The sequence below is a fragment of the Hyphobacterium sp. genome, from assembly GCF_043584775.1.
Lineage (GTDB): Bacteria > Pseudomonadota > Alphaproteobacteria > Caulobacterales > Maricaulaceae > Hyphobacterium.
In genome coordinates, this window is sequence record NZ_CP121327.1 from 872,939 (window position 1) to 885,618 (window position 12,680).

Annotated in this window: 10 protein-coding genes; 9 read left to right on the forward strand and 1 reads right to left on the reverse strand. The window is 60.4% G+C overall.

Going from position 1 to position 12,680, the window contains the following annotated elements; translation table 11 throughout:
- Nucleotides 1-71: 71 nt before the first annotated feature.
- From P0D52_RS04230 to P0D52_RS04270, 9 genes are all read left to right on the forward strand, one after another.
- Nucleotides 72-1,292, forward strand: coding sequence for an alpha/beta fold hydrolase (locus P0D52_RS04230; protein WP_394694760.1), 1,221 nt, complete (start codon nt 72-74; stop codon nt 1,290-1,292).
- 114 nt (nt 1,293-1,406) lie between these two features.
- On the forward strand, nt 1,407-2,888 hold the full coding sequence (locus P0D52_RS04235; RefSeq protein ID WP_394694195.1) for a Do family serine endopeptidase: 1,482 nt from the start codon (nt 1,407-1,409) through the stop codon (nt 2,886-2,888).
- Nucleotides 2,889-2,914: 26 nt separating this feature from the next.
- Nucleotides 2,915-3,586, forward strand: a complete 672-nt coding sequence (locus P0D52_RS04240) for a winged helix-turn-helix domain-containing protein (RefSeq protein WP_394694196.1) — start codon at nt 2,915-2,917, stop codon at nt 3,584-3,586.
- Between the two features lie 17 nt (nt 3,587-3,603).
- Entirely contained in the window at nt 3,604-5,025 is a 1,422-nt protein-coding gene (locus tag P0D52_RS04245; protein WP_394694197.1) for an ATP-binding protein, read from the forward strand.
- 31 nt (nt 5,026-5,056) lie between these two features.
- Nucleotides 5,057-7,993 (forward strand): bifunctional [glutamine synthetase] adenylyltransferase/[glutamine synthetase]-adenylyl-L-tyrosine phosphorylase, encoded by a 2,937-nt coding sequence (locus P0D52_RS04250; RefSeq protein WP_394694198.1) that lies wholly within the window; start codon nt 5,057-5,059, stop codon nt 7,991-7,993.
- 1 nt (nt 7,994) lies between these two features.
- On the forward strand, nt 7,995-8,525 hold the full coding sequence (locus tag P0D52_RS04255) for a hypothetical protein (RefSeq protein WP_394694199.1): 531 nt from the start codon (nt 7,995-7,997) through the stop codon (nt 8,523-8,525).
- Between the two features lie 45 nt (nt 8,526-8,570).
- On the forward strand, nt 8,571-9,197 hold the full coding sequence (locus tag P0D52_RS04260; protein ID WP_394694200.1) for an RNA polymerase sigma factor: 627 nt from the start codon (nt 8,571-8,573) through the stop codon (nt 9,195-9,197).
- A complete protein-coding gene (locus tag P0D52_RS04265; RefSeq protein WP_394694201.1) occupies nt 9,197-9,610 on the forward strand; it encodes a hypothetical protein in 414 nt (137 codons plus the stop codon). The genes P0D52_RS04260 and P0D52_RS04265 overlap by 1 nt, the downstream gene beginning before the upstream one ends.
- Nucleotides 9,607-10,143: a periplasmic heavy metal sensor gene (locus tag P0D52_RS04270; RefSeq protein ID WP_394694202.1), complete on the forward strand. Its 537-nt coding sequence runs from the start codon at nt 9,607-9,609 to the stop codon at nt 10,141-10,143. Before P0D52_RS04265 ends, P0D52_RS04270 begins: the two co-directional genes overlap by 4 nt.
- On the opposite strand, the gene P0D52_RS04275 is transcribed toward P0D52_RS04270, so the two are convergent.
- A complete protein-coding gene (locus tag P0D52_RS04275; RefSeq protein WP_394694203.1) occupies nt 10,144-12,612 on the reverse strand; it encodes a PAS domain-containing sensor histidine kinase in 2,469 nt (822 codons plus the stop codon). It abuts the gene before it with no gap.
- Between the last annotated feature and the right edge of the window lie 68 nt (nt 12,613-12,680).

The following is a 12,680-nucleotide window of genomic DNA, read 5'->3' on the forward strand; positions in this document are numbered from 1 at the left end:
ATAGCGGTTTGACTTGCAGGTGGGCACGATAAAGCCCAAATCCTCCGGCAGGACCGAGGAGACAATTCATGCTGCAATCCGAAAAAATCGAATTCAAGGGCGCGCTGGGCGACACGTTGGCTGCGAGGCTGGAATTGCCCAATGGCAAACCACGCGCCTACGCCCTGTTTGCACATTGTTTTTCCTGTTCCAAGGATATTCACGCAGCCTCCCGCATCGCGCGCCGTCTGGCAAGGGAAGGTATCGCGGTCCTGAGATTCGATTTCACCGGGTTGGGACAGTCCGAAGGTGATTTCGCCAATACGAATTTTTCCTCCAACATTGACGATCTGGTGAAAGCGGCGGAGCATCTGGCCTCCGAGTATGAAGCGCCCGCGATCCTGATTGGCCACAGTCTCGGCGGTGCCGCCGTGATCGCTGCTGCGCATCGCATTCCCTCGACCAAAGCCGTGGCGACCATCGGTGCGCCGGCCGATGCCGAACACGTCACGGACCAGTTCGCGGCCTCGGTGGACGAGATCAACGAGAACGGCGAGGCGACCGTTTCGCTCGCCGGACGCCCGTTCAAGATCAAGCAGCAATTCCTCGAGGATATCGCCAACCATACACTGGAAGACTCCGTCCGCGATCTGAAGGCATCCCTGCTGATTTGCCATTCACCGACGGATGAGACGGTTGGCATCGACAACGCCTCGCGTCTCTTTGTTGCCGCGAAGCATCCGAAGAGTTTTCTCAGCCTGGATAATGCCGACCATTTGCTGACGCGCGAATGCGATGCCCTTCACGTGGCCGATGTGATCTCGGCCTGGGCGGAACGCTATGCGGCTCCGGACCCGTTGCCCGCGCCGCCAAAGCCCGTCAAGGATGGCGTCGTCGTGCAGGAAACCGGCCTGGGCAAGTTTCAGAACTGGGTGGTGAATCAGGAATTTGCCATGCTCGCCGATGAACCGGCTTCTGTGGGCGGGGATAATTCCGGCATGACGCCTTATGGCTATGTGTCCGCCGGGCTGGCGGCCTGCACGTCCATGACGATCCGCATGTATGCGCGGCACAAGAAGCTGCCATTGGACCGGGTCACGGTGACGGTCGTCCATAACAAGAGCCATGCCGAGGATTGTGAAAGCTGCGAGCAGGGCAAGACGGCCAAGATAGATGTATTCGACAAATCCATCCGTCTCGAGGGCGATCTGGATGAGTCGCAGCGGCAGAGATTGCTGGAGATCGCCGATCGCTGCCCGGTGCATAAAACGCTGCATTCCGAGGTCCAGGTGCGATCGCGCCTTGTCGATTGAACAGAGACAACTACCATTCGTAATGTTTTCGTAAGAAAGCGGACATCTCGATGATATCCGCGAGGCGACACATTGCCTGACAGAATCCAAAACCTGCGAGAGGACTGAAATCCCATGTTTTCCAGACTTCGCCATTTCTCGATCATCCCGGCTGCTGTTGCGGCTCTGGCTTTGACCGGCCCCGTTGCCTTTGCACAGACGGACGACGCGCCACGTTATTCGGCGGCGGTTCCCGCAGGCGCGCCCCTGTCATTTGCCGATCTGATTGAAGAGGTGAGCCCGTCGGTCGTGTCCATCAATGCCCGGATTGCCCCGTCTGCAGACCTGCAAGGGAATGTCACGCCGAATTTTGACGGCATGCCGCCGCAATTTCGCGAATGGTTTGAACGTCAATTCCCCAATCAACCCCAACAACGCGAGGGCCGGTCTCTGGGGTCAGGCTTCTTTGTGTCTGCGGAGGGCCATGTCGTTACCAATAATCACGTCGTGGAAAATGCGAGTGAAATCACGGTCTCGCTTTCCAATGGTGAGGAATATCCCGCCGAAGTGGTCGGTACAGACCCGCTGACGGATATCGCGCTGCTGCGCGTTGAGACCGATGAGGACGCCGACTTTCCGTTTGTCGTCCTGGATCGCAATCCGTCGATCCGCGTGGGCGACTGGGTTGTCGCGGTCGGCAATCCGTTCGGTCTGGGCGGCACGGCAACGGCCGGTATCGTCTCGGCGACGGGCCGGGAGCTCCCGTCCAGTGTCTACAACAACTTCCTGCAGGTTGATGCGCCGATCAATCGCGGCAATTCCGGTGGTCCGACCTTCAGCCTCGATGGCGAAGTCGTGGGCGTGAATTCGCAGATTTTCTCGCCCTCCGGCGGCAATGTCGGAATCGGCTTTGCGATTCCGTCTGATGTCGCGGCCAATATTGTCGATCAATTGCTGGCCGATGGCCGTGTCGCGCGTGGCTGGCTCGGCGTTCAGATCCAGAATGTGACTGACGATATTGCCGAGGGCCTGGGCCTTGATGAACAACGCGGTGCCATCGTGTCGTCCATTGTCGCCGGCGGGCCAGCGGACAATGCCGGTTTCCAGCGGATGGATGTGATCACCGCCGTCAATGGTCAAAGCGTTGACAGTTCTGCGGAGCTCACCCGCCGTGTGGGCAGTATCGGTGCCGGTACCGAAGTTACCTTTAACGTCATTCGTGACGGCGAAGATGTCGTGGTTCGCGCCACGCTGGGTGACCGCCCAACAGAAACTGATCTGAGCACGATGCAGTCGATCGAACCGGATGCCGCACCCCAGACGGTCTTCTTCGGAATGCAGGTGGTTCCGGCAGGTTCAGAGGGCCTCGATCGCCTTGGCGTGACGGTGGAGAACGGCATTGTTGTTGTGGACCTTCAGCCCAATAGCGAGGCCGCGCAAAAGGGCTTGCGTCCGGGCGATGTCATTCTGGAAGCCGGCGGGGAAGACCTCTCCGATGTGGATGATCTGCAAAATGCCATTGATGAAGCGCGCGAAGATGGCCGGACCGCCATTCTTCTTCTTGTTCAGAACGCCGCCGGCCAGCGCTACGTCGCGCTGACACTGGACCGCGTATAGCGATAACGACAGAAAAGGCTGGGAAAATGCGAATTCTGATCATCGAAGATGACCGCGAGGCAGCGAATTATATCCGCAAGGGCCTCAAGGAGTCCGGCCATGTGGTCGACCATGCCGCGGATGGCGAGGAGGGCCTCGCCATGGGGCGCTCGGCGGAATACGACATTCTTGTCGTTGACCGCATGTTGCCAAAGCTGGATGGCCTCTCCGTCATTGAATCCCTTCGCGATGAAGGCGTCTCGTCCCCGGTCCTGATCCTGTCGGCGCTGGGTGAAGTGGATCACCGCGTTGAAGGCCTGAAGGCGGGCGGCGATGACTACCTCGTCAAACCCTATGCCTTCGCCGAGCTGTTGGCCCGGGTTGAAGCACTCGCCCGCCGCCGCGATCCGGAAGCCGTCAGGACCAAGCTGGTTGTTGGCGATCTTGAAATGGATCTTCTGGCGCGGACGGTTATTCGCGGTGGCGAGGAAATCCTGCTGCAACCCCGCGAATTCCGACTGCTGGAGTTTCTCATGAAGCATTCCGGCCAGGTTGTGACGCGCACCATGCTGCTGGAAAAAGTCTGGGACTATCATTTCGACCCCCAGACCAATGTCATCGATGTGCATATCTCGCGATTGCGGTCCAAGATCGACAAGCCGTTCGATGACGCTTTGCTTCACACCGTGCGCGGGGCAGGGTATCGGCTTCAGGCCTGAGCCCGGAGCGAGAGATCATGACACGGCGCCTGCCGTCTTTCGTCAGAACGACTGCTTTCCGTCTGACCTTGTTGTCGGCGGCGCTGTTTGCCCTGTCCAGCTTCCTGATCCTGGCCTTCGTCTATGCGGCGTCGGCGGGGGCCGCGCTGCGGCGTACCGATGCCGTCATTCTCGACGAATTTGCGGCTCTGGACCGGCGGTTCGAGGACTCCGGAATTGACGGCGTCAATCGCTATATTCTGCAACGGACCGTCGGCGGCAGTGACTTCCTCTATCTCCTGATCAACCCGAATGGCCGCGTTTTGTCCGGCAATCTCAACGGATTGCCGGATGCACAGCCGGACAATGAGGGCTGGCTCGACTTCGTCTACGGGCGGGCCCCCGCCGGTGAGGAAGACGAGGCCCGCGACAGCCGCCGCGCCCGGGCAAGGCTGGTGGAAGTCGGCGATGGTTATTCCGTCTTCATCGGCGTGGACTTTGAAGACGAAGACCGGCTGATCGGACGCATGTTGCGCGCCATTCTGATCGCGTCGGCGCTTGTGATTGCGCTCGGTATTGCATCGGGCGTTGTCGTCAGCCGCCGGTTTTCCAGGCGGCTGGATGCCATCAATGCTGTGGCCCGGATGGTCAAGGGCGGCGATCTTTCACCACGGGCGCCGCGCAATGGATCGGGCGACGAGCTTGACGAGCTATCCTCCAACTTCAATGCCATGCTGGAGCGTCTGGAAGAGTTGATGCAGCGCATGCGCAATGTCGGTGATTCCATTGCGCATGATTTGCGATCGCCGCTCACGCGGATGCGTAATCGGATGGAAGATGCCCTGCGCGATGACGGAGATCGTCAGAGCCGGCAGGCAGCATTGGAACAAGCCCTCAGCGATTCGGATGAATTGCTCGGCGTCTTCAATGCCATCCTGAGCATTTCTCGCATTGAAGCGGGCGAGCGCCGCGATTCCTTCGAGAGTTTCGACGCGGCACCCCTGGTGACAGATATCGGCGAGCTATACGAACCGGTTTGCGAGGATAGCGGTCACAGTTTTGGTATGCAGGTGGAGGCGGGGCTTGAGATCCGGGGCGATAAAAGCCTTGTCTCGCAAGCCATGGCCAACATGCTGGACAATGCGGTCAAATACACGCCCGAGGGTGGGGCCATCCAGTTACGTCTGCGCAAGTGTAGTGATGGCCGGACAGAAATCTCGGTCACGGATACCGGTCCAGGGATACCCGAAGCGGATCGTATCCGCGTGACGCAACGTTTTGTCCGCCTTGAAAAATCGCGCAATCAACCCGGCTCCGGGCTGGGCTTGAGTCTCGTCAAGGCCATCGCTGATGTTCACGGTGCCGCTCTCACGCTGGATGAAGGCGCGGGCGGCGTTGACGGTCATGGACCCGGGCTGCGAATTGCCATGATCTTCCCGGCCGACGAAGAGAAGGCTTGAATTTGAGCGCGAAGCAGTAAGGCTTCCTCTTATGGCTTTCGCTGACTCTCTTTTCGCACTCCGGTCTTTCGATCCGATCGACGTCCAGCTGCATGAGCGGCCGTGCCGCTATCCCGATGGATTGCGACCCGGCGGTGCCGGCTTTCTGGATACCGTGTTTGCCAACTCGCCTTATCTGGCACGGTTGGCAAGAACGCGTGAGGCCTTGCTGGAGCAGCTGGCAGAGCAGAATGTACGCTGCGTCATTGGCAGACTATCCCGCGAGGTCATGGCGGCGGCTGAGTCAGCGGATGCGGAAGAAAGCCTCGGGGCCAGTCTTCGCACGCTGAAAGGCGATGCGCATCTTGCGGTCGGCCTTGCCGAGATTTCGGGCGCGCTGGCGGTGATGGAAGCCGCTTCGATTCTGTCTGAGTTTGCGGATGCCTGTGTCAGAGCCGGATTGGCCGGGCTTGTCCGATTGGGCGCGGACGCCGGAAAGTTCGACCCTTACACAGATATCAACAACCCGATCCCGGGTGTTTTCATTCTGGCCTTGGGAAAGCTGGGCGCCAGCGAGCTCAATTTTTCCAGCGATATTGATCTGGTGGCCCTTTTCGATCCTGATCTACTGACGGGGCCTGTCGCAGACGATCCGGGCAAGAGATTGCCGCGCCTGATCAAGTCGCTCGTGCGATTGCTGGAAGACAATACGTCTGACGGGTATGTCTTTCGCGTCGATCTTCGCCTGCGTCCGGATCCCTCGGCGACGCCGCCCATCATGTCGGTGACGGCGGCGATGAATTACTATGAATCGCTCGGCCAGAACTGGGAACGGGCGGCCTATATCAAGGCGCGAACCTGTGCGGGCGACAAAGACGCGGCAGGTCATTTTCTAGAGGATATGCGGCCCTTCATCTGGCGGCGCACGCTGGATTATGCGGCGGTCGAGGATATCCATTCTCTGGCACGGCAAATTCAGGCCGTCGGAGACCGCGCGAAGATCCGGCCTGGTGGGCATGATCTGAAGCTGGGGCGGGGCGGGATTCGCGAGATCGAATTTTATGCTCAGGTGCCGCAATTGGTGATGGGTGGACGCATGCCGGCCTTGCGGAAGAGATCACCCTATCAAGCGCTAACGGTATTGGCCGATGCCGATATCATTGATCGTGACAGTGCGGAATCGCTCCAAGGCCATTATCGCTTTTTGCGGACGGTCGAGCACCGCATCCAGATGATCGCGGACGAACAGACGCAGACTCTCCCCGTAGACGATGATCGCCGCACCGCCATTGCAAACCTCGCCGGATTGCCGTCCGTCGCGGCGCTGGATACGCAAATCGTGGAGACGCTGCAGGGCGTGCATGCGACATTCTCCCGTCAGTTTTCCCATGAAGAGAGTCTGGCGGATGAGTCCGGCAGCCTTGTCTTTACCGGTGTGGAGCCGACGGCGGAAACCCTCGAGACATTATCCGCCTTGGGGTTTGAATTTCCGGAGACAGCATGGTCGCGCATGAATGCCTGGCTGGCGGGCAAGGCGCGGGCCTTGCGCACCAACAGGGCCCGGCAAGTGCTGACACGCGTTGCGCCGCGCCTTCTGCGAGCCATGTCGGAAACGAGTGAGCCGGATTCGGCCTTTACGCGGTTTGCGGCCTTTATCGAGGGCCTGCCCATGGGCGTGCAGCCGCTTTCGATGCTGGAAAACGAACCGGCTTTGGCGCGGGAACTGGTGACGATTATCGGACTGGCACCGCGTATGGCGACCACTCTGGCGCAGCGTCCGGCGGTATTGGACGTCATGATGGAAACGCGCTTTTCGACCCCGCTTGGCGATGATGAGTCGGCCGAGTTGGCGGACCGCATGGCGTATCAGATGGCGGAGGCGATGGATGCCGAAGATGCCATGAATCGCGGGCGACGACTGGTCCGCGAGGAACGCTTTCGGATCGGGTCGCAGCTTCTGGTCGGCCGGGCTGATGCCAAGTCGGCCGGCGCGGCTTTTGGCCAGTTGGCGGATACGGCGATCAAGGCGATGGCAGATGTCGCGCGCCAGCAGATCGAAGCACGATACGGCCCGCCGCCCGGTGAGTTCGCGGTGCTCGGACTGGGCAAGCTGGGGAGCCATGAGCTGGCGGCAGATTCCGATCTCGACATCATGGTGATCTATGATCCGGCCGAGGGACAGGATGAGGCGGCTCCTGCCTATTTCACACGGCTGACGCAGCGCCTTGTGAGCGCTCTGTCCTCGCCCACCGAAGAAGGCAGCATGTATGAGACAGACATGCAGCTTCGCCCTTCGGGCAAGGCGGGCCCCGTTGCGGTGCGCCTGTCCAGTTTTGGCGAATACTATCAGGCGAGCGCGTGGACCTGGGAGCGCATGGCGCTGACGCGTGCCCGCGTGATCTCGGGATCCGCAGAATTGACCAAGCGGATCAGCGAGGACATCGAGCGCGCGCTGACGAGCGAGGCTGAGCCGGCACAGATCGTACAGGATGTGCTGGACATGCGCCGCCGCCTGGAGCGTGACCGCCCGGCCAAGGGCGCATGGGATCTGAAGCGGCGGCCCGGCGGGATTCTCGATATCGAATTTCTCGCCCAGACCGGCCGGCTATTGCTCGCCCAACGTGGACAATATCAACGCTGCGTGGATACCGCCACGCAGATTTCCTCGCTCGAGGCGGCCGGATTGCTGACAGCAGACGAAGCGCAATCCTTGCGTCAATCCATGCGGCTCTGGCTCAATTTGTCGCAAATCATCCGGACTGCCCATGGCAGCGGATTTGATCCCTACTCCGCGTCGCGCGCTTTCGCGCAGAGGCTGTCTGACGTCGCTGGTCAGAATGATATCAATGCGTTGGGCGACTTCATTGAGGCACGGGCGGATGAGATCCGCACAATTTTTGAAACCTGCCTGGGCAAATTGCAGGACGATGCGACGGATCAGCCGCCACGCTTCGTTCTATGGGGTGCGAGGTCACAATCTGGAGACTGAAATGAAATCCTCCCTTATTCTTGCCGGTCTGGCCGGCACGCTTGTATTCGCTGCGGCAGCAGACGCCCAGCATCGCGGGCCCGGTGGTCGCGGTGATCATGGACCCCGACAGGTCATGATGATGCTCCGCGCATCCGATGCCAATCAGGACAATAATATCACGCTCGCCGAAGTCCGCGCTTTGCAAGGCGAGATGTTCGACTGGATGGATCGCAATGGCGATGGGGTCCTGTCGTCGGCAGACCGCTCTCCCATGCATCAGCGCCTGGCGGCGATCCGCGACGCCGAAGGTGCCAGCGAAGATCGCCCACGCGGACGCCGCCATGGCCGGCACGGCCGCCGTGGTCATGAAGGCCGTGATGCCAATGGCGACGGTCAGATTTCACGTGATGAATTCATGGGTGGCGAGAGCCGGATTTTTGAACGCCTCGACACGAACAATGATAGCGTGATTTCGCCGGACGAGCTGGACGCTGCGGTCGAATCTGCCAGCAATCGGCGCGAGAGCCGCCGTTTCTGGTGGCGTGACTGACACCATTTCGATCCAGATGAGGGGATGAAAGGTTGCTGAGCGTATATGCCTGAAAGCCCCTCACACGGTCGAACGCCGCCTGACTTCGAGGCCGATGCGGCGCTGATGCGCCGCATCGCTTCGGGTGATCAGGCTGCCGGACGTGAATTGATGGAAAGATCGCTCAAACCCGTCCTGGCCATCGGACGGCGAATGCTGCGGGATCCGATAGAGGCCGAGGACCTGGCGCAAGACACATTTGTGCGGGCCTGGAAGGCGGCCGCAAACTGGCAACCGGGTAAGGCAAGGCTGGAGAGCTGGATGTGCCGGATCGCGACCAATCTGTGTCTGGACCGATTGCGAAAAAAGCGCGAGGCGACAATGGAAACGCCGCCTGAAATGCAGGATGGCGCAATTGCAGCAGATGACGCCATGGTGGCAAACCAGGCCGGTATGAGTGTGACGGAAGCCATCAGGTCCCTGCCAGAGCGGCAACGATTGGCGCTGGAACTCTGCCATTTTCAGGACTTCAGCAATATCGAGGCGGCAGAGCGCCTGGACGTCAGTGTCGAAGCGCTGGAATCCTTGCTGGCCCGCGGAAGACGAACACTAAAGGCATTATTGATGCCGCAACGAGAAGAGTTGATGTCCAGCCTGTCGCGTTCGACAGGATCAACGCCGGAGGTGATGTGATGGACATGAAGGAATTTGAATCACTGGCGGAGAGCTGGGGCGGGGATATCGCGCGCTGGCCGGAGGCGGTGCGCCCGGCGGCTGCGGCGCTTCTGGAGGCCGAGCCCTCCGCTGCGGCGTGTTTGCGAGAGGCGGCCCAGCTGGACGCAATTCTGGCTGAAGAAATGCCTGTACCTGCCAGCGATCTGCTGGAGCGACGGATCATGCGCGCCTTTCCGAAACCGGCATTTGATGCCGATTGGCGGCGCCCCGCGGTCGCGGCAGCCGCGGCGCTGGTGATTGGCCTGATGGGCGGATTTGCGGGCGGCACGCTTGTGCCGGCGCAACAGGACGACACAATTTCTCTGGAATATGCCGATGCTTTCGATGGCCTGATGGAAGACTGGTCCGCATGGGAATGGAGTGACGCATGACCCGCGCCTTGCCCTGGATTGTCGCCCTGCTGATCTCGCTGACCGCCAATGGTGTGATGACCGGGCTGGTTCTGCATCAAGTGGTTGGAGGGCCGCGCATTGACAGCGGTCCGCCTCACGATGGCCACAGGCCGCCACCCGGTGAGGGTCGGCAGGGCGGGCCCGGTTTCAATATTCGCGCTTTCATGCGGAACCTGCCTGAAGAACAGCGGGAGATTGCGCGTAATCGGTTTGACGCGGAGCGCGAGACCATTCGCGAACTGATGATGGATGCCCGTGATGCACAATTGGCGGCAGAACGCGCCTTGTCGGCCACGCCCTATGATCCTGAGTCTGCGGCGGCCGCATTGAATGATTTGCGGGAACGGCGCTTCGCCATGGAGAGCGCGTTCGAGGCGATCGTACTGGACGTCATTGCCGATCTGCCGGCAGAGGAAAGAATGCAAGCGATGCAAGCGGGCCGCCGCGGCCCACCGCCGCACCGGCGCGGTCCGCGCGGTGACGATCGGAGGCCACCACCCGAGCGCTTCTGATCAGGCGGCGTTTGTTTCGGATTCGCTGAAAGACCGGGGCCCTTCATCGAAGGCCGGGACATCGTCAGATTCACCACCATCGAATGGCACGATGATTGTCACGGTCGTGCCTTCGCCCAGTTCACTGTCGATTTTCATTTCGCCGCCATGCATTTCGACCAGCGATTTTGACAGGGCGAGACCGAGGCCCGTGCCCTGATGGCTCTTGGAGTGCTGGCTCTCGATTTGCTCGAAGGGGCGGCCAAGGCGTGGCAGGTCTTCTTTCGGAATGCCGATGCCGGTATCCGCGACCTGTAGCGCAAGCCGGCTCTCATACTCAAAGCTGCGGATCGTGACGCGGCCTTCTTCCGGCGTGAATTTCACCGCATTGGAGAGGAGATTCAGGATCACCTGTTTAAAGGCCCGCGGATCGGCGGTCATATCCGGAATGCTATCGTCAAGTTCCGTGACCAACCGGATGGATTTTTCGTCGGCGCGGGCTTTCACGAGGCGCGTGCTTTGTTCGACAATATCCGACAGGCTGATGGGTTCTTTCTGAAGCTGCATCTTGCCGGCTTCGATCTTGGACATATCCAGAATGTCATTGATCAGCGACAGGAGGTGCTGTCCGGACGTGTGGATGTCCTTCACGTAATCAACGTAGCGGTTGTCGCCCAGCGGGCCGAACATTTCGCGCAGCATGATCTCCGAGAAACCGTTCACTGCATTCAGGGGCGTCCGCAGTTCGTGGCTCATATTGGCGAGGAACTCACTCTTCGAGCGATTGGCTTCCTCGGCCCGGATTTTTTCCTGCTCATACTTGTTTGCAAGCTCAGCAATGCGCTGCTGGTTCTTGCGGACATCCTCGACCGTGTTTCGCAAACGTTGTTCGGAATCCTTGAGGGCGCGCTCCTGATTTTTGAGATCCGTGATATCGGCGCCCACGCTGACCAGACCGCCATCGCTGGTGGCGCGTTCTGAATAGTGCAGCCAGCGTCCGTCCTTCAACTCCATCTCATAGGCTTCACCGGAATTCGCGCCGCCTTGCACCGACCGGATGGCGCGGCCGGCACCGGCTTCGACATCGCCATAGGACATGCCGGGTTTCAGCCCGTTCTCAGTGAAGTCGAAGAAATCACGGAATTTACGGTTCCACATCACCAGGCGGCGGCGCGGATCCCACAGCACAAAGGATTCCGACATGGATTCCAGGGCGGCCCGCAGACGGTTCTCAGCGGCAGCGACGCGCGCCTGAGCGCCCTTGCGTTCGGTAATATCAATCGCCACGCCGACGAGGCGGTCCGTAAGGCCGTCCTGCATCTCGCCCCAGGGGCGCCCGCGCAGGTGGAACCAGACCGGCATGCTGCTGGCCTGCGCCTCGATATCAATATCCCCCGCCTTGCTGGAGCCGCGAATGGCCGCCGCAATCCGTTGCCGGTCATGCTGGCTGAAGAGGGCGAGAAATTCCGAGCCGGACAGCATCATGGCTTCATCGCGGCCGATAATGCGCGCAAAGGAGTCCGTCAGGTAGACCGTGTCCCGCTTTCGATCCCAGTCCCAGACCCCGCAGCGCGCGCCTTCAATAGCGAGGCGGAACCGCTTCTCGCTATCGCCCAAAGCGACACGCGCCGATTTGAGACTATTCATTTGGGTCGAGAGGGCCGCCGATAACCCAATAGCGAAAATCACCGGCGCCACAAAGAGAAGCCCGTAGAGAATACGCGTCCGGGTCCAGGCACCCTGATTGATATTGGGCACACCGATCACGGCGATCGTCAGGCCCTCATAGGGCAATGCCGCTGCCGCCAGCACCATTTCCCGCTCACCGATACGGATACCCGTCAGGGCTTCACCCGATTGGGCAATCTGCTGCACGCGCCCGTCGCTCAATCCGAAACGCCGCGACAGTGGCTCGGCAAAGAGACCGTCAGATCGCGGTGGCTGCATGGCCAGTGCGCGACCATCCGCGCCCAGCAGGATCGCCACATGGGCCGGATCGGCTACGGGTAACAAGGCTGAGGGATCAAGCCGAACAAGAACGGCACCCACTTCACCCGACTGGGTCCTCACCGGTATGGCGGCCGCAATTTCCGGAATCCCGTCCGGATTTGCCACAACGGATGTCACACCAGACGGGGCAGCGAGTGCTGCGCCGGTCAGCGATTGAAGATTGGCCGGAACGCTTTCACCCGGTGCCAGATGTATCACGTCCCGCACAGCATTGATCGAGCGAACCGGATCCAGACGTTGATCAAGGACGTTGTGAAACTGTTCCGGCGGGATGCTGTCAGCATCCGAAAGGGCAACGCGGACAGCGGTCAGGGTTTCGCGCAGAACCGCTGTTGCCCCGTCGGCGCGATAGACCGCTTCGCGCGAATGATTTTCCTGAGCTTCCGATCTGGCAGTGACGCTTTCCTGATAAAGCTTGAAGCCGATGACACCGCCAAACATGGCGGTGAACAGGATAACGGACAGCACAATCCAGACCACGCCGCGGACTTCACCCGAAAAGGAATGGGGTTTATCGCTGGCAGCTTTCCCCCGCCGCTCCGGGCGAA